Below are 16,163 nucleotides of genomic sequence, written 5' to 3'. Positions count from 1 at the left end.
TTGTTGTTTTGGCGAACTCAAAACTAACCGGTTTTACCGCCGTCTCCTACTTTTTCACGCTAACCCGCGATGAACCTAAAAAAAGCGCCGTGCTCAGGGAGCAGGGCGCTTTTTCTGGAGCGGGCGGGTTTTTACAGCTTGGGCCCGGCTGCCACGATCGCGTCAGACACATCAAACTTCTTGAAGTTCTCCACGAACTGACCGATCAGTTCGGCGGCCTTGGCGTCGTAGTCTTCCTGGCTGGCCCAGGTGTTGCGCGGGTTCAGCAGGTTATTGTCTACGCCCGGCACGTTCACCGGCACTTGCAGGTTCAGCGACGCCAGGTGCTCGGTTTCGGCGTCGTCCAGGTCGCCATTCTGGATGGCAGCGATGATGCCACGGGTGGTGGGAATGCTGAAGCGCTCACCCACACCGTAGGAGCCACCGGTCCAGCCGGTATTGACCAGGAATACCTTGCTGCCGAACTCGTCCATGCGCTTCATCAGCAGCTCGGCGTATACGCCGGCCGGGCGCGGGAAGAACGGCGCACCGAAGCAGGTGGAGAAGGTGGACTTCAGTTTGGAGGAGCTGCCCATTTCCGTGGAACCCACCAGCGCGGTGTAGCCACTCAGGAAGTGGTAGGCCGCGGCCTCCTTGCTGAGGACAGACACGGGCGGCAGTACGCCGGTCATGTCGCAGGTCAGAAATACAATGTGTGACGGCTCGCCGGCACGGTTCTCGATCACGCGCTTCTCCACGTGCTCCAGCGGGTAGGCGCAGCGGGAGTTTTCGGTGAGGGAAACGTCGGTGTAGTCCGGCTCGCGGGTGTCTTCGTCGATCATCACGTTCTCGACGATGGCGCCAAAGCGGATGGCATCCCAGATGATCGGCTCGTTCTTCTGGCTCAGATCGATGCACTTGGCATAGCAGCCGCCTTCGATATTGAATACGGTGCCCGGGCCCCAGCCATGCTCGTCGTCACCGATCAGGAAACGATCGGGATCGGCGGACAGGGTGGTCTTGCCGGTGCCGGAGAGGCCGAAGAACAGGCAGGTTTCGCCGTCTTCGCCGACGTTGGCGGAGCAGTGCATCGGCAGGACGTCTTTCTCGGGGAGCAGGAAGTTCTGGACCGAAAACATCGCCTTTTTCATTTCACCGGCGTAGTGCATGCCGGCCAGCAGTACTTTGCGCTTGGCGAAGTTGATGATCACGCAGCCGTCGCTGTTGGTGCCGTCACGCTCGGGCACGCACTGGAAGTTGGCGGCGTTGAGGATCTGCCATTCCTGCTTGTCGGCGGTGTTGTAGCTGTCCGGACGGATGAACAGGTTGCGGCCGAACAGGTTCTGCCAGGCGGTTTCGGTGGTCATTTTCACCGGCAGGTAATGTTCCGGGTCAGATCCGACGTGCACATTGGACACGAAGCGGTCTTTCTCGGTGATGTAGGCTTCAACGCGGTCCCAGAGAGCGTCGAACTTGTCGGCGTCGAACGGGCGGTTGATCGGTCCCCACTGGATGTCGTCGGCCGTGCTCGGCTCTTCGACGATAAAGCGGTCCATGGGAGAACGGCCCGTGCGCTCACCGGTGCGAACAACCAGTGAACCGTTGGAGGCCAGCTGGCCTTCGCGTCTTTCCAGTGCCAGCTCGACCAGTCGTGCTGAACTTAGATCATTATAAGTGTTGCTCACTTCGACCTCGCCCTCGGGATGTCTTCATGATTGCTCAGGCCGCCCCCCAAAATTGACGGAAATCTGAGCAATCGGGTCAATTCAGGCGCGCTATTATGCCAGAGACGCCGGTAAAAAACGACAGGCCGCAAAGCCGCGTCAAATCTCGCTTTCGGGCCAATCAGCCGTGGCGTTAGTGTAGCGTATGGCCGGTGAAAAGATGATCGATATCGTTCCTATCGAAGCGATAGTGAGCGTGACAGAACTGGCAATCCATCTCGATGGAGCCCTGTTCCTCGAGGATGCTGTAGCACTCGTCACGGCCAATGGCTTCCAGCGCGCCCAGGGTGCGTTCCCGCGAACAGCTGCAGCGGAAGGCGACCGGTTCGGCGTCGAACACCCGCACGGTTTCCTCGTGGAACAGGCGGTGCAGCAGGGTCTGGCTGTCCAGTTCCAGCAACTCTTCCGCTTCCACGGTGCGGGCCAGGTGGTTGATGCGGTCCCACAGGTCTTCGTCGTTGTCGCTGGTGCCGGGCAGGCGCTGCAGCAGCAAACCGGCGCAGGTGGTTTCATTGGCGAAGATGATCAGGCTGGTGGCCAGCTGCTCGGACCGCTCGAAGTATTCTTCCAGACAGCCGGCAAGGGTCTCTTCCTCGCGGGGAACCACGCCCTGGTAGCGCTGGCCGTCGTCCGGGGTGATGGTGATGGCCATGCGGCCTTCGCCCAGCAGGTTGTGGAAGGATTCTTCCATCACTGCGTGTTCATCAAAACGGGCCAGACCACGGATCATACGGTCGTGGCTGCATTCCGCCATCAGCGTGCGCAGCGGGCCTTCGCCCTGGGCCTGCAGTGACAGGGTGCCCTCGAATTTGAGGGTGCTGCTCATCAGTACGCTGGCCACCAGGGATTCGCCGAGGAGCTGGCGCACGGTGTCCGGGTAGGGGGCCTGGCTGACGATTTCCTGGTAACTCTCACTCAGTTGCACCCAGGCACCGCGCACCTGGCTGTGCTCGAAGATAAATCGCTGGAACTGGTCCCGGGATGCCATGGTGATGTCTCCTGAAAAAAATAATGTGATAAACGGGCAAAGGGAATACGGACTGGCTGGCCAATCGGGCGCAGCGCTGAATCAGATGTTGTTCTGTTCCCGGAATCGCTGGATGTCACGGCGGTCCTTCTTGGAAGGGCGCCGGGCCGGCGGCAGCTGCGCGGCCTGCATGGTTTTACGCTGCCACGCCAGATCCTCGCGACGTTTCACGCTGTCGTCGGTTTCGTGGTAAAGCGCCTGGGCTTCGGGGGCACCCCGGCGGCGGTCGCTGATGTCATCCACGATGATGATGCGTTCCTGCCAGCCCAGCCTGAGGGTGAGTTTGGCGCCGGTTTCCACCAGCCGTCCGGGCTTGCAGCGCTGGCCGTTGTAGTGAACCTTGCCACCTTCGATGGCTTCTTTGGCCAGGGAGCGGGTTTTGTAGAAACGCGCTGCCCACAACCACTTGTCGAGGCGGACTCGCTGGTCGTCAGTGCTGCTGGTTGCCGTCATGTCTCCTCACCTGATGAGCGTATGGCCATATTATAACCGGCTCATTCGCCTGATGGCAGGGGCTGTCGTTGGCGCAACGCCGGCAGGACTTCACTGAAGTGGTGGATCGAGGGAATCTCCGGGTGCTTTTCCCGGGCTTCCTGCTGGCTGTCGGGCGCCAGTATGGCCAGGCACTGGGCAATGCCGGCGGCGCGGGCGCTTTCCAGCACCGGGAAGCTGTCGTCCACCATCAGGGTGTGTTCGGGGCGGTAGGGCTCACGACCGGCCAGGTCGCGCCAGAACTCCGGGTCTTCCTTGGGTTTGCCCAGGTCGTGGCTGGAGATGATGCCGTCCACCCGGGTGTCCAGTTGCGTGTGGCGCAGTTTCAGCGCCAGCGGGTCTGGGTGGCAGTTAGTGACAATCACCGAGCGCAGGCCGGCAGCGCGAACCGCATCCAGAAATTCGGTGACGAACGGGCGGTAGCCGATGCGATCTCCCACTTCCGCTTTCAGGCCGGTGATGTCCAGCTGCAGGCGGTCACTCCAGTAATCGGTGCAGTACCATTGCAGTGTGCCGCGCTCCGCCATGATCATCGGAATCAGGGTGTTGCGGGCTTCGTCGGGGCTGAGATCGTAATGCTCGGCGTAGCGCGCAGGCAGGTGCTCGAGCCAGAAGTGATTGTCGAAATGCAGATCCAGCAGGGTTCCGTCCATATCGAGGAACACCGTGTTGAGAGAGGACCAGTTCACCATAAACGAAAATAGCCTGAAGTGAGTGTCACTTCAGGCTGCCGAATCCGCCGGGGTTTGGCAAGCGGGGATATTACGGATCAGTTGCTGTCTTGCTGGACCGGCTCGGCGCGGCGGCCGGTGCGGCTGCAACCCAGGCAACGCACGAACGTGGCCTTGGCCGGGCCAACCACCAGCACTTCACCGGCTTCGCCGGCGTTACCGCCCAGGGCAGAAAACGGCAGGGAGACCAGGTAAACCGCGGTGCCTACGATAGTGGTGGCGAACAGCGCGGGGCGAACCAGCAGTGCGTCACCGGTCATGGCAAGCGCCGACGGCGTTTCGTCGATCGCCTGGGCGTGGCCAAGGGAGGAAAACGTGAGCAGGCAAACTGCCAGGGTGGTCATTACTGCGCGAGAAATCTTGCCGGTCATTTCGTGTGTCTCCTGAATCTTGCCTGTCTTTCCTGTACGTCGGCTTGGGAGCGCCGGGCTGCAGGCTATGTCTTATGAAGTCTGATTGTAGCCTACGAACGTGGATACTCTGTTAACTATGAATCATATTTGCGCATTTTCAAACGAATTTCCTGTTTCGCCGTGCATCAGCGCTGGCAGCGTCCGCAGTAAACCGTCGAGCGCTGGTTCATGCGGATCTCCTTCAGCGGGGTGCCGCATTCCGCGCAGGGCAGGCCGCCGCGCCCATACACCAGCAACGACTGGGCAAAGTAGCCGGGCTTGCCGTCGCTGTTCACGAAATCCCTCAACGTGGTGCCACCCATCAGAATGGCCGCGCTCAGGGTTTCCCGGATGGTGTCCACCAGGCGGTTGTATCGGTCCAGGCTGATGCGCCCGGCCTTGCGTTTGGGGTGGATGCCGGCCTTGAACAGGGCCTCGTTGGCGTAGATGTTGCCCACCCCGACCACCACGTGGTTGTCCATAATGAACGACTTGACCGGCGTTTGTTTGCCCCGGGACAGCCTGAACAGCAGGGCCCCGGTGAACTCCGGTGCCAGCGGCTCAGGGCCCAGGCTGGCCAGCAGCGGGTGCTGTTCCGGCGTGGCGGACCACAGCCAGCAGCCGAAGCGCCGCGGGTCGTTGAACCGCAGGCGGATACCGCTGTCCAATACCAGTTCCACGTGATCGTGGGTCAGCGGTGGGGCGTTGTCGGTGATGACCCGCAGGCTGCCTGACATGCCCAGGTGCACGATGGCCGTGCCGCTGTCGACCCGTAATAGCAGGTATTTGGCCCTGCGCTCCACGCTGCGGATGGTGGCCCCGGTCAGGTGTTCGTCCAGTTCCCGGGGTATGGGCCAGCGCAGGCTGCGGTTGCGGATCGTCACCTGCTGAACCGTGCGCCCTTCGCAGTGGGGCGCGATGCCGCGGCGGGTGGTTTCAACTTCGGGTAATTCGGGCAAGCGGTGTTCTCCGGTCAGCGGGGGGAGGGACGATCTGAAACCGGATAAGTGTAATCAGTAACAAATATTCGTCCAAATCCTGTTGTTGAGGCTTACATCTGTACGCTAAAGTGCTCGATACGGTTTGCCGGTGCCATTGCCGGGCGGGCCACGATATTTGATTGAGGATTTTGTATGTGGTTTAACGGTCTTCTTGACCTTTCGGTGATGCAACTGATTCTGGTTGCCCTGGGTATGACCCACGTCACCATCGTTAGTGTAACCCTTTACCTGCATCGCCATTCGGCGCACAACTCGCTGGATCTGCACCCGGTTCTGAAGCATTTCTTCCGGTTCTGGCTGTGGCTGACCACCGCCCAGAATACCAAGGAATGGACCGCTATCCACCGCAAACACCACGCCAAATGCGAAACCGAGGAAGACCCTCACAGCCCGGTGGTTCTGGGTATCCGTAAGGTACTGTTCGAAGGCGCGGAGCTGTATGCCGATTCCGCCACTGCAGAAACCCTCGAGCGTTACGGCCAGCGCACCCCGGAAGACTGGGTTGAGCGCAACGTTTATAGCCGCTACAGAATGCTGGGCATCACCCTGATGGCGGTGATCGACCTGCTGCTGTTCGGTGTGCACGGTATCTGGATCTGGGCCGTGCAGATGATGTGGATTCCGGTGTGGGCCGCCGGTGTGGTCAACGGCATCGGCCACTGGATGGGCTATCGCAACTTTGAATGCGCTGACAACGCCCGCAATATCTCGCCCTGGGGCATCCTGATTGGCGGCGAAGAGCTGCACAACAATCACCACACCTATCCGAATTCCTCCAAGCTGTCCCGCCGCTGGTTCGAGGTGGACATTGGCTGGGGTTATATTCGCTTGTTCCAGCTGTTCGGTCTGGCCAAGCCCAAGGGCTTCAAGCCCATTGCTCATTATGTGCCAGGCAAGTTAAGCGTGGATGTTGAAACCGTTCAGGCCATTGCCAACAACCGTTTTGACATCATGCGCCAGTACCGCAAACGGGTCATGGAGCCGGTGTTGCGCCAGCAGAAGTCGCTGATGGACGACGAGATTCGTCCCCGTTACCGCAAGCTCAAGCAGTTGCTGTCTCGTGAAGTGTCACTGATCAAACCGAAAGAGCAGGAGCACCTGGAAACGATGCTCGAGCGCAACGCGGTTCTGCGTCAGATCTACGAGATGAGCAACGAGCTGCAGGCGCTGTGGCGCAAGCGCGGCGTAAAGCCTCAGGAGAAGATGCAGGCACTGATGGACTGGTGCAAGGAAGCGGAAGCCAGCGGCATCCGTTACCTGGAAGACTTCGCAGCACACCTGCGGGCCTATTCTCTGCGCCCCGCTGCGTAACCGCTGCCTAGATGTCGGCTGACTCCCCAGCTCTGAACAGACAGTAGGTGACCTGCCCGGCGGACTTCTGCCGGTGCAGGGACCAGCCGTCCGGAACCTGGGGGGGTGGCATCTCGTTTTCATGTTCCACATAGACCCAGCCCCCCGGTCTGACCCAGCCCTGATCTGCGATCAGCGGGAGCAGCGTTTCCAGCCAGCCCTGGCGGAACGGTGGGTCCATGAACAGGATGTCGAAGGGTTCCGCCGGCGGTTGCGCCAGGAACGCATCAACACTCTGGCAAATCACGTCTCCCGACTCCGATGTCAATAACCTGAGGTTACTGCGTAGCGCCTGGGTCAATGCCGGTGTGTGATCGACAAACACGGTGTGGCCGGCACCGCGTGACAGGGCCTCCAGACCCAGGGCGCCGGAGCCGGCGAACAGGTCGAGGCAGCGGCGGCCGGCCAGGTGGTAGTTCAGCCAGTTGAACAGGGTTTCCCGGGTACGGGCCGGCGTGGGGCGTACCCCACCGGCGTCGGGAAAACGCAGCTTGCGGCTGCGCCAGTCGCCACCGATGATGCGCAATTCACCGCCGTTGCTGCCCGCTCCGGGTGCCGCGCTGCGTGTCTGGCGCCCGCCTTTCTGGTGTTTCGGTTTCTGGCCCATGGGGTGCTGCCTGCCGGTGTCTGATGAATGGCGGTATGGTAACGGAAATTCCTCCGATCGCCATCCGGGGCGTGGGCGCAACCGCCCCAATTCCCGCTGACAGTCTGCTAGAATGTCGGCTCTCTTTTCTCCCGCCCATTTTCAACTGATGGTATGGATATGACCGCAGAGTGGATTGCAATCGGCCTTCTGGGCCTCCTCGTTTTCATTTTTGCTCTGGATCTGGCCGGCAACTATCGCCGGGTGCCCCGCCCGAAGCCGGTACCCCAGAAAAAGCCGGAACCGCAGCCGGGCGCCGAACCGGTTGCTGCGCCCGCTGAGCCGACTGAGGAAGAACCCGCAGCGCCAGTGGCAGAGCCGGTTGCCGACAAGGTCGAGGAGGCAGCGCCCGCACCGGAACCGGTCGCCGAGGAGCCGCCCACCAGCGTTTTCGAACGTATCCGTCTGGGGCTGGGGAAAACCCGTGCCACGTTGTCTTCCGGCCTGTCGGATCTGTTTGCCGTGGGCAAGAAGATTGACGAGGACTTGCTGGAAGAGATCGAAACCACGTTACTGATGGCCGACGTGGGGGTTACCGCCACCTCCGAGATCATTGAATCACTGACCGACAAGCTCGAGCGCAACCAGCTCAAAGATGGCGCCGCTCTGCGAACGGCGTTGCGGGATGAACTGCGCGGGTTGTTGTCCGGTGTGACCAAACCGCTGGAGCTGGATGGCGGCAAGAAGCCCTACGTGATTCTGATGGTGGGCGTGAACGGTGTGGGCAAGACGACCACCATTGGCAAACTGACCAAAAAATTCCAGACCGAGGGCAAGTCGGTGATGCTGGCGGCCGGGGATACCTTCCGCGCGGCAGCGGTAGAGCAGCTGCAGGTCTGGGGTGAGCGTAACAATGTGCCCGTGGTGGCCCAGCACACCGGTGCCGACAGTGCCTCGGTGATTTTTGATGCCATCCAGTCGGGCCAGTCCCGCGGTGTGGATGTGGTGATCGCTGACACCGCCGGCCGCCTGCAGAACAAAGACAACCTGATGAACGAGCTGGAAAAGGTCGTGCGGGTGATGAAGAAGCTGGACGACACCGCGCCCCACGAAGTCATGCTGGTGCTGGACGCCGGTACCGGCCAGAACGCCCTGAGCCAGGCCCAGGTGTTCCAGCAGGCGGTGGGGGTAAGCGGCATTACCCTGACCAAACTGGACGGCACCGCCAAGGGTGGTATTGTGTTCGCTATCGCGCGCCAGTTGCAGTTGCCCATTCGATACATCGGCGTGGGTGAGCAGGTGGACGATCTGCGCAGCTTCGACGCAGAAACCTTTGTGGATGCCCTGTTTGACGACCAGTAACAGCAGTAACGACCGATGATTGAATTCCGTCAGGTCACCAAACGCTACGACAGCGACCATACCGCCCTGCGGCAGGTGAACTTCAGCCTTGCCCGGGGCGAAATGGCGTTTCTGACCGGCCACTCCGGCGCCGGCAAAAGTACGCTGTTGAAGCTGATCATGGTGATGGAACGCCCCAGTGCCGGTGAGGTGGTGGTCGGTGGCCAGGTGCTCAATACTCTGCCCAGACGCCAGATTCCCTACATTCGCCGCCACATAGGCGTGGTGTTCCAGAACCACCAGCTGCTGTTCGATCGCACGGTGTTCGACAACGTTGCCATGCCGCTGGAAGTGATGGGCGTGCCGGCGCGGGACATCGGTCGCCGGGTACGTGCGGCGCTCGACAAGGTCGGCCTGCTCAGCAAGGAAAAAATGAACCCGCTGCAGTTGTCTGGCGGGGAACAACAACGGGTGGGTATCGCCCGGGCGGTGGTCAACAAGCCGCCGGTACTGCTGGCGGATGAGCCCACCGGTAACCTCGACCCGGAACTGTCTGCCGACATCATGCATCTGTTCGGTCAGTTCAGTCAGGTCGGGGTCACCGTGCTGATCGCCAGTCACGACATTGCCCTGATCAACGACATGCAGCGGCGAACCCTGACCCTCGACCATGGCGAGCTGACTGCCGGGGGTGGCCGTGGCCGCTGACTCCCGCAAGCAGAAAGGCGCTAATCAGTCCAGCTCACCACTGCAACAGCAGGCGGAAAGCTACCTGGTCCATCACCGCAAGGTGGCCCGCGACAGCGCCGAGCGGCTCTGGCGTACGCCGGTGGCCAGCATGATGACCTGGACCGTGATGGGCGTGGCGCTGGCGCTGCCGGTGGCCTTGCTGTTGCTGTTGACCAGCCTTCAGGGTGTCAGCGCCGGCTGGGAAAGCAGCGCCCGTATCACCGCCTACCTCAGCGAGAGCGCAACGCTGGACGACGCCCGGGCATTGCAGGCCGAGGCGCAGGCCGACAGCCGCGTGCTGGAAGTGGAGCTGATCGACAAGGATCAGGCGCTGGCGGAATTCCGCGCTTCCTCCGGACTGGACGACGCCCTGGATTACCTCGAAGGTAACCCGTTGCCCCATACCCTGCTGGTCACGCCGGATGAGGCGTCACGCACCGCCGGTGGCGTGGAAACGCTGGTGACACGTCTGCAGGGGATGAACGGTGTGGACCGGGTTCAGGTCGACCTGGGCTGGCTGCAGCGCCTGAACGCAATGACCGATCTGCTGGCCCGCGCAGTGTGGGCGCTGGCCCTGTTGCTGGCGGCGGCGGTGGTGCTGGTCATCGGTAACACCGTGCGGTTGTCCATCGAAAACAGGCGCGATGAAATTCTGGTGGCTAAACTGGTGGGTGGCACCGACGCGTTCGTTCGCCGCCCGTTTCTGTACACCGGGGCCTGGTTTGGCCTCGGCGGTGGGGTGGTGGCCTGGGTGCTGTTGCAGCTCTCGTTATGGTGGCTGAGCGGGCCGGTTGAGCGACTGGCAGGGCTGTACCGCAGTGATTTTTCCCTGAACGGCCTGACCTTTGACGGCGCGCTGGCGTTGCTAATCGTGGCGATGCTGTTAGGCTGGCTGGGCGCGTGGGTTGCTGTGAAGCGCCACCTGGACGCCATCGAGCCGGGGGAGATCGCCGGCGGCTGATCCGGGGTTGCGGTAAAACCGTATTGAAGAATCTGTCTCTCGCGGCGTAGTGTGGCAACCAGGGAAGGGCAGTGAGGGTTTTCCAGATTGTTGTTTTGTAACGGGTTACTGGGAAACACAAGGAACTTATCAAGGTCTTGGCGGTCTAAGTGACAATTGGTATATTTAGCGGCCGCCAGGTTCGGAGGAAACAAGCATGGGTACGAGTTTACAGCTGATTGACAGACTGGTTCCGGGTGCGAATCTCGAGTCTTACATCCAGGCTGCGAGCCGGATTCCGGTACTGACCGCTGATGAAGAGCGGGATCTCGCCGAGCGTCTTCATTATGAAGGCGACGTAGACGCGGCCCGCCAGCTGGTGCTCTCTCATTTGCGTTTTGTGATTCACATTGCCCGCAGCTATTCCGGTTACGGGCTGGCCCAGGCCGACCTGATCCAGGAAGGCAACGTCGGGCTGATGAAGGCCGTCAAACGCTTCAATCCGGAATTCGGTGTGCGCCTGGTGTCGTTCGCCGTGCATTGGATCAAGGCTGAAATTCACGAGTTCATCCTGCGCAACTGGCGCATCGTGAAAGTGGCCACCACCAAGGCCCAGCGCAAGCTGTTCTTCAACCTGCGCAGCCAGAAAAAGCGTCTGGCGTGGCTCAGTCACGACGAGCTCAATGCCGTGGCGGCGGATCTGGGTGTGGAGCCGCGGGTCGTGCGGGAAATGGAAGGTCGCCTGGCCTCCCACGACACCGCGTTCGATGGTCCGATGGACGATGATGACGACAACGCCTATCAGGCTCCGGCGCATTACCTGCAGGACCATCGCAGCGATCCGGCGGTGCAGCTGGAGAACGCGGACTGGTCCGAGGATTCCAACGGCCGCCTGATGCAGGCCCTCGAGCATCTGGACGAGCGCAGCCAGGATATCCTGCGGGAGCGTTGGCTGACCGAGAGCAAGTCCACGCTGCATGAGCTGGCTGACAAGTACGGGGTGTCTGCCGAGCGTATTCGCCAGCTCGAGAAGAATGCCATGAAGAAGATCAAAGCGAGTATGGTCGAAGCGGCCTGACGCTCACGAATTTTTGGTCTTTCTGACGCCACCACGCTGTTTCAGCCTGGTGGCGTTTTTGTTTGTATAATTGATTTCAATAAACCTTGGGGTGGAATCCCCTGCCCACCCACTTCCCCGGCATTTGGAGTAAGGTTCAAAAGCGATGACTGAAAAACAATTGCACATAGCCTTTTTGGGTATTGGTCTGATGGGTGGGCCGATGACTCGGAATCTTCTGGATGCGGGATTTTCAATGACGCTCTGGAATCGCACGGCGAGCAAGTGCGAACCGTTCAAGGATCAGGCCACCATTGCCGAATCTCCGGAACAGGCGGTCCGGGATGCAGATGTGGTTATCACGATGCTGGAAAACAGCGAGGTGGTGGAACAGGTGCTGGTCGAGCAGGGTGGAATCACTGCGCTGAAATCCGGCGCGCTGCTGATTGATATGAGTTCCATCCAGCCCTCGGTGGCCCGTCGCCATGCCGGGCTGGCCGCAGAGCAGGGCGCGGGGTATGTGGATGCGCCGGTCTCTGGCGGCACCGTGGGCGCCACTGAGGCGCGTCTGAGTATCATGGCCGGTGGGTTGGAGCAGGATGTGGATCGGGCGCGCCCGGTGTTTGAGGTCTTGGGCAAGTGTACGCGGATCGGGCCGGTGGGGTCAGGCCAGCTGGCGAAGCTGGCGAATCAGGCTATTGTTGGTATCACCATTGGTGCCGTGTCGGAAGCGTTGCTGCTGGCGGCCCAAGGCGGCGCCGATCCCGCTGCGGTGCGGGAGGCGTTGATGGGTGGCTTTGCCGGCAGTCGGATTCTGGAGTTGCATGGCCAGCGCATGATTGATCGGGCGTTTGCCCCTGGCGCCCCGGCGCGGATTCAGCTCAAAGATATGCGGATGATTCTGGATGAGGCCCGCGCCGAGGGGTTGACCTTGCCGTTGTCTCAACAGGTTCATAATGAATACCTGTCGCTGATCGCCAATGGCCACAGCGATGTGGATCACAGTGGCCTGTTGCTGGAACTGGAACACCTCAACGGCACGCTGCTGGGCTCAACCGTCCCGGGGTCAAAAAGCGCTCGCAGCGGGAACAGGGAATAAGCATGCCGAAATTCGCCGCCAATCTGTCGATGCTGTTTACGGAAGTGCCGTTCATGGAGCGTTTCGAGCAGGCCCGCATGGCCGGCTTCAAGGGCGTGGAGTATCTCTTTCCTTATGCCTGGCCGGCGGAGGAGCTTCGCCGGGCGCTGACCACCAACGGGCTCACCCAGGTGCTGTTCAACCTGCCGCCCGGCAACTGGGACGCGGGCGAGCGTGGTATTGCCTGCCTGCCGGACCGGGTGGAGGAATTCCGTGAGGGTGTGGTCAGGGCCATCCACTACGCGCGGGTGCTGGACTGTCGTCAGGTGAATTGCCTGGCCGGAATACGCCCAGCCGATCTGAGCGAAGAGCAGGCCTGGCAGACACTGGTCGCCAACGTGCGCTGGGCCGCAGAGCAGCTTGAGCCCGAGGGCATCACCCTGTGCCTCGAGGCCATCAACTCGCGGGTGGATATGCCCGGCTTTTTCCTCGACACCTCGGCCCGCGTTATCGGTCTGATCGAAGAGGTGGACGCAGACAATGTGCGCCTGCAGTATGACCTTTACCACATGCAGATCATGGAGGGTGATCTGGTTCGCACGTTGGAGTGCCTGATGCCCTGGATCGGCCATGTGCAGTTTGCGGATAATCCAGGTCGGCATGAGCCTGGCACCGGGGAGATTAACTTTTCGAATGTTTTTAACGCGCTGGATGCCATGGGTTATTGCGGTTGGCTGAGTGCTGAATACCGCCCCGCCAGCACAACCACCGAGAGTCTGGGGTGGTTTCGCGATCATCCGTGACCGTCGCCATAGGCGACACCCTCTTACAAGATCGTAACTGGCCGCATTACAAACTTATTCGTACCCTGTTTGTAATGTAACGGCTAACAAGTAATCCGCTATCGGGAGGATAACCGGTGAAAGCGCTGGTAATTGAAGACGATCAGGATGTAGCAAACTACCTTGTCAAAGGGCTGAAAGAATCGGACTTCGTGGTAGACCACGCGGCTGACGGCAAGGAAGGCATGATGATGGCGGCCAGTGAGGATTACGACATCATGATTGTCGATCGCATGCTGCCAGGCATGGACGGGTTATCCATCATCAAGACCGTGCGCGCCACCGGCAACCAGGTTCCGGTGCTGATTCTCAGTGCGCTGGGCGACGTGGACGACCGGGTGGAAGGCCTGCGCGGCGGCGGCGACGATTACCTCACCAAACCGTTCTCCTTCACCGAGCTGCTGGCGCGTATTGAATCGCTGGTGCGCCGCAACCGGCAGTCGGCGGAAACCGAGACGGTATTGCGGGTGGCGGATCTGGAGATGGACCTGCTGGCGCGAACCGTCAAACGGTCGGGGCAGAACATCGACGTGCAGCCCCGGGAGTTCCGCCTGCTGGAATACCTGATGCGCAACGCCGGTCAGGTAGTGACCCGAACGATGCTCCTGGAGAAAGTCTGGGACTATCATTTTGATCCACAGACCAACGTGATTGATGTGCATATCAGCCGGCTGAGAGCCAAGATCGATAAGGAATTCGAGACTCCGTTGCTGCAGACGATTCGGGGTGCTGGGTACATGCTCCGTGAAACTGCTTAGTCAGCTCCGGACCTCGTCCTTCCAGCTAGCATTGCTGTACATGGTGGTGTTTGCCACCTCGGTGTTTTTGCTGCTGGCGTTCATTTACTGGCGCACCGCCGGCTTTATGACCGCCCAGACGGACCAGACCATTGAGGCTGAAATTGCCGGCCTGGCGGAGCAATACCGCGGCCGGGGCATCAATGGTCTGATTACCATCATCCGTGAACGTGTTGCCCGTGACCCCAAGGCCAAGTCCATCTATCTGCTGACCACCGACGATTTCCTCAAACTGGCCGGTAACGTGGAAACCTGGCCGGAGGGGGCGCGCTCGGAAAGCGGCTGGATCAACTTTACCCTCAACGAATCCGTGGGCTGGCAAGGGCCGGAACGCCTGGCCCGGGCGCGTATCTTTGAAGTTCAGGGCGGTCTGCGGCTACTGGTGGGCCGCGACGTGGACGAACTCACCAACCTGAAACGGGTGATCGAAACCGCCATCAACTGGGGGATGGGCATTACCCTGGCGCTTGCCCTGCTGGGCGGCTTCCTGATGAGCCGAAGTACCACCAAGCGCATCGAGGTGATCAACAACACCTCCCGACGAATTATGAACGGTCATCTGTCACTGCGGATACCCACCCGTGGAACCGAGGACGACTTCGACCAGCTGGCGGAAAACCTCAACCAGATGCTGGACCGCATCGTCTATCTGATGGAAGGCATTCGCCATGTCTCCGACAGCATCGCCCACGATCTGAGAACCCCCCTGACACGGCTGCGCAATCAGCTGGAAAACACCCTGATGTCGGTCGATAACGATGAGGCCCGGGAGCAGGCCGGTCGTGCCGTGGCCGAAGCCGATCAGCTGCTGGCCACGTTCAATGCGCTGCTGCGAATTGCGCGTCTGGAAACCCGGGGCAACGCAGCAGATATGAAGCCAGTGTCGCTCGATGAGCTGGTCAGTGATGCCTGTGAGCTTTACGAGGCGTTGTCAGAGGACAAGGAACAGGTGTTCCAGCAGGCGCTGGACACGCAGGTGCTGATCGAAGGTGACCGGGATCTGCTGTTCCAGATGGTCAGCAACCTGATCGACAACGCCATCAAGTACACCCCCGAAAAAGGCATGATCCGGGTGTCGGTCCATCGCGACGGCACGGATTCAGTATTCGAGGTGAGTGACAGCGGTATCGGTATTCCGGACGACGAGAAAGATCAGGTTTTCCAGCGCTTTTACCGGGTCGGCAAGAGCCGTTCACTGCCGGGTAATGGCTTGGGGCTGAGCCTGGTCAGTGCGGTGGCGGAGATTCATCAGGGCAGGATTGAACTGGCGGATCATCACCCGGGTGAGGAGTATCCCGGGTTGACGGTGAGCATCCGTATACCGGCGTACAATCCGGTCAAAAAACGGATCCGCGCCGCCCAGGCAGACGGCCCGGAAGGCGCCGGCAACGGGGAGTCGAAGAACGCCCCGTCAGAAGCCTCCCGCGCCTAGCAGGAACACCCGGATCAGTGGCCGGACACGCCGCGGAAGCGGTTCACCCGAGCCATCACCGGGCCAATAACGGCGTCGGTGCGGGTTTCAACGAAGGACAGAATGCCTTCAACCTGTGAGCGGCGGCGATCAATACGTGCCTGAATGCTGTCCCACTCGCCTTCCAGATGCTTCTGCTCAACCATCAGGAAAGCCGCCAGATTGTGGCGGTTTACCTTGCCGGTAATGCCGTACTGGTCCAGGCGGTAGCCCAGGGCGTCCAGGCTGTTCAGTGCGGTGTTCATCAGTTTCTGGGTGTTCATGTCGGTTCCCCGTGTTTGTCGTCAGGAAGATCATAGAGTTCTGAGCCTGAACGCTATGCCGATTCTCTAGAGTGCGCAACCTAATCTGCGCTGCACCCTACCCTGACCAAAACGTAATAGCGCAGACAGGACCGTGTAATCCCCCGTGTGCAAAATAGAAACGGTTGAATTGGGAGCAGGCGGTAATAACCGCTTGCTTCCCCCTCCAGCACAGCGCTAGCCTTACCCCGTTATTCAACGGGGTTTTTTTATGTCTCAACGCACAGACCAGTCCACACCGCCCCCGCTGACCTGCCCCCAATCACCGAACCACTCACTGCTTAGTAATGTCGGTTAATTTCGACCCTTTTCCCGTAGTCCGAT

17 protein-coding genes are annotated in these 16,163 nt (G+C 60.5%); 9 read left to right on the top strand and 8 right to left on the bottom strand.

What is annotated here, in order from left to right; all coding sequences use genetic code 11:
• Nucleotides 1-131 precede the first annotated feature (131 nt).
• The 6 genes from MLC70_RS17290 to mutM all read right to left on the bottom strand — a co-directional run bounded on the left by MLC70_RS17290 (nt 132) and on the right by mutM (nt 5,304).
• Entirely contained in the window at nt 132-1,664 is a 1,533-nt protein-coding gene (locus MLC70_RS17290; RefSeq protein ID WP_248185609.1) for a phosphoenolpyruvate carboxykinase, read from the bottom strand.
• A 172-nt stretch (nt 1,665-1,836) separates the two neighbouring features.
• A complete protein-coding gene (gene hslO / locus MLC70_RS17285; RefSeq protein ID WP_248185608.1) occupies nt 1,837-2,691 on the bottom strand; it encodes an Hsp33 family molecular chaperone HslO in 855 nt (284 codons plus the stop codon).
• A gap of 81 nt (nt 2,692-2,772) precedes the next feature.
• Nucleotides 2,773-3,183 carry a ribosome-associated heat shock protein Hsp15 gene (hslR, locus tag MLC70_RS17280; protein WP_248185607.1) on the bottom strand — a complete coding sequence of 137 codons (411 nt, stop codon included), beginning with the start codon at nt 3,181-3,183 and terminating at the stop codon, nt 2,773-2,775.
• Between the two features lie 41 nt (nt 3,184-3,224).
• Complete coding sequence (gene yrfG, locus MLC70_RS17275; protein WP_248185606.1) at nt 3,225-3,914, bottom strand: GMP/IMP nucleotidase; 690 nt, start codon at nt 3,912-3,914, stop codon at nt 3,225-3,227.
• Nucleotides 3,915-3,991: 77 nt separating this feature from the next.
• The gene (locus tag MLC70_RS17270) at nt 3,992-4,324 is read right to left on the bottom strand and encodes a hypothetical protein (RefSeq protein WP_248185605.1); all 333 of its coding nucleotides are present in this window, start codon (nt 4,322-4,324) and stop codon (nt 3,992-3,994) included.
• A gap of 167 nt (nt 4,325-4,491) precedes the next feature.
• Nucleotides 4,492-5,304 (bottom strand): bifunctional DNA-formamidopyrimidine glycosylase/DNA-(apurinic or apyrimidinic site) lyase, encoded by an 813-nt coding sequence (gene mutM / locus MLC70_RS17265; RefSeq protein WP_248185604.1) that lies wholly within the window; start codon nt 5,302-5,304, stop codon nt 4,492-4,494.
• 174 nt (nt 5,305-5,478) lie between these two features.
• Between mutM and MLC70_RS17260 the strand changes: the two genes are divergently transcribed.
• On the top strand, nt 5,479-6,657 hold the full coding sequence (locus tag MLC70_RS17260) for a DesA family fatty acid desaturase (protein ID WP_248185603.1): 1,179 nt from the start codon (nt 5,479-5,481) through the stop codon (nt 6,655-6,657).
• Between the two features lie 7 nt (nt 6,658-6,664).
• Here MLC70_RS17260 and rsmD read toward each other — a convergent pair whose 3' ends face one another.
• Entirely contained in the window at nt 6,665-7,303 is a 639-nt protein-coding gene (gene rsmD / locus MLC70_RS17255; RefSeq protein ID WP_248185601.1) for a 16S rRNA (guanine(966)-N(2))-methyltransferase RsmD, read from the bottom strand.
• Between the two features lie 159 nt (nt 7,304-7,462).
• On the opposite strand from rsmD, the gene ftsY reads away from it, so the two are divergent.
• The 8 genes from ftsY to MLC70_RS17215 all read left to right on the top strand — a co-directional run bounded on the left by ftsY (nt 7,463) and on the right by MLC70_RS17215 (nt 15,498).
• Nucleotides 7,463-8,644 carry a signal recognition particle-docking protein FtsY gene (gene ftsY / locus MLC70_RS17250; protein ID WP_248185600.1) on the top strand — a complete coding sequence of 394 codons (1,182 nt, stop codon included), beginning with the start codon at nt 7,463-7,465 and terminating at the stop codon, nt 8,642-8,644.
• A 15-nt stretch (nt 8,645-8,659) separates the two neighbouring features.
• A complete protein-coding gene (ftsE, locus tag MLC70_RS17245; RefSeq protein ID WP_248185599.1) occupies nt 8,660-9,331 on the top strand; it encodes a cell division ATP-binding protein FtsE in 672 nt (223 codons plus the stop codon).
• On the top strand, nt 9,321-10,313 hold the full coding sequence (gene ftsX / locus MLC70_RS17240) for a permease-like cell division protein FtsX (RefSeq protein WP_248185596.1): 993 nt from the start codon (nt 9,321-9,323) through the stop codon (nt 10,311-10,313). The genes ftsE and ftsX overlap by 11 nt, the downstream gene beginning before the upstream one ends.
• Nucleotides 10,314-10,509: 196 nt before the next feature.
• A complete protein-coding gene (gene rpoH, locus MLC70_RS17235) occupies nt 10,510-11,370 on the top strand; it encodes an RNA polymerase sigma factor RpoH (RefSeq protein ID WP_248185595.1) in 861 nt (286 codons plus the stop codon).
• A gap of 145 nt (nt 11,371-11,515) precedes the next feature.
• Nucleotides 11,516-12,448: an NAD(P)-dependent oxidoreductase gene (locus MLC70_RS17230; protein WP_248185594.1), complete on the top strand. Its 933-nt coding sequence runs from the start codon at nt 11,516-11,518 to the stop codon at nt 12,446-12,448.
• Nucleotides 12,449-12,450: 2 nt separating this feature from the next.
• Nucleotides 12,451-13,230 carry a hydroxypyruvate isomerase gene (hyi, locus tag MLC70_RS17225; protein ID WP_248185593.1) on the top strand — a complete coding sequence of 260 codons (780 nt, stop codon included), beginning with the start codon at nt 12,451-12,453 and terminating at the stop codon, nt 13,228-13,230.
• 116 nt (nt 13,231-13,346) lie between these two features.
• Nucleotides 13,347-14,027, top strand: a complete 681-nt coding sequence (locus MLC70_RS17220) for a winged helix-turn-helix domain-containing protein (RefSeq protein WP_248185591.1) — start codon at nt 13,347-13,349, stop codon at nt 14,025-14,027.
• A complete protein-coding gene (locus MLC70_RS17215) occupies nt 14,014-15,498 on the top strand; it encodes a HAMP domain-containing sensor histidine kinase (RefSeq protein WP_248185587.1) in 1,485 nt (494 codons plus the stop codon). The genes MLC70_RS17220 and MLC70_RS17215 overlap by 14 nt, the downstream gene beginning before the upstream one ends.
• Before the next feature lie 14 nt (nt 15,499-15,512).
• Here MLC70_RS17215 and MLC70_RS17210 read toward each other — a convergent pair whose 3' ends face one another.
• Nucleotides 15,513-15,800, bottom strand: coding sequence for a hypothetical protein (locus MLC70_RS17210; protein WP_248185585.1), 288 nt, complete (start codon nt 15,798-15,800; stop codon nt 15,513-15,515).
• Between the last annotated feature and the right edge of the window lie 363 nt (nt 15,801-16,163).

The organism is Marinobacter goseongensis (assembly GCF_023156235.1).
Classification (GTDB): domain Bacteria; phylum Pseudomonadota; class Gammaproteobacteria; order Pseudomonadales; family Oleiphilaceae; genus Marinobacter; species Marinobacter goseongensis.
Note: the sequence above shows the minus strand (reverse complement) of the source record. Positions and strands in the feature narration are given on the sequence as shown.

What these genes read in the sequence shown, in the direction of transcription:
- hslO (WP_248185608.1), bottom strand. Translation starts at nt 2,691, where the DNA reads ATGGCATCCCGGGACCAGTTCCAGCGATTTATCTTCGAGCACAGCCAG.
- hslR (WP_248185607.1), bottom strand. Translation starts at nt 3,183, where the DNA reads ATGACGGCAACCAGCAGCACTGACGACCAGCGAGTCCGCCTCGACAAG.
- yrfG (WP_248185606.1), bottom strand. Translation starts at nt 3,914, where the DNA reads ATGGTGAACTGGTCCTCTCTCAACACGGTGTTCCTCGATATGGACGGA.
- MLC70_RS17270 (WP_248185605.1), bottom strand. Translation starts at nt 4,324, where the DNA reads ATGACCGGCAAGATTTCTCGCGCAGTAATGACCACCCTGGCAGTTTGC.
- MLC70_RS17260 (WP_248185603.1), top strand. Translation starts at nt 5,479, where the DNA reads ATGTGGTTTAACGGTCTTCTTGACCTTTCGGTGATGCAACTGATTCTG.
- rsmD (WP_248185601.1), bottom strand. Translation starts at nt 7,303, where the DNA reads ATGGGCCAGAAACCGAAACACCAGAAAGGCGGGCGCCAGACACGCAGC.
- ftsY (WP_248185600.1), top strand. Translation starts at nt 7,463, where the DNA reads ATGACCGCAGAGTGGATTGCAATCGGCCTTCTGGGCCTCCTCGTTTTC.
- ftsE (WP_248185599.1), top strand. Translation starts at nt 8,660, where the DNA reads ATGATTGAATTCCGTCAGGTCACCAAACGCTACGACAGCGACCATACC.
- rpoH (WP_248185595.1), top strand. Translation starts at nt 10,510, where the DNA reads ATGGGTACGAGTTTACAGCTGATTGACAGACTGGTTCCGGGTGCGAAT.
- MLC70_RS17230 (WP_248185594.1), top strand. Translation starts at nt 11,516, where the DNA reads ATGACTGAAAAACAATTGCACATAGCCTTTTTGGGTATTGGTCTGATG.
- hyi (WP_248185593.1), top strand. Translation starts at nt 12,451, where the DNA reads ATGCCGAAATTCGCCGCCAATCTGTCGATGCTGTTTACGGAAGTGCCG.
- MLC70_RS17210 (WP_248185585.1), bottom strand. Translation starts at nt 15,800, where the DNA reads ATGAACACCCAGAAACTGATGAACACCGCACTGAACAGCCTGGACGCC.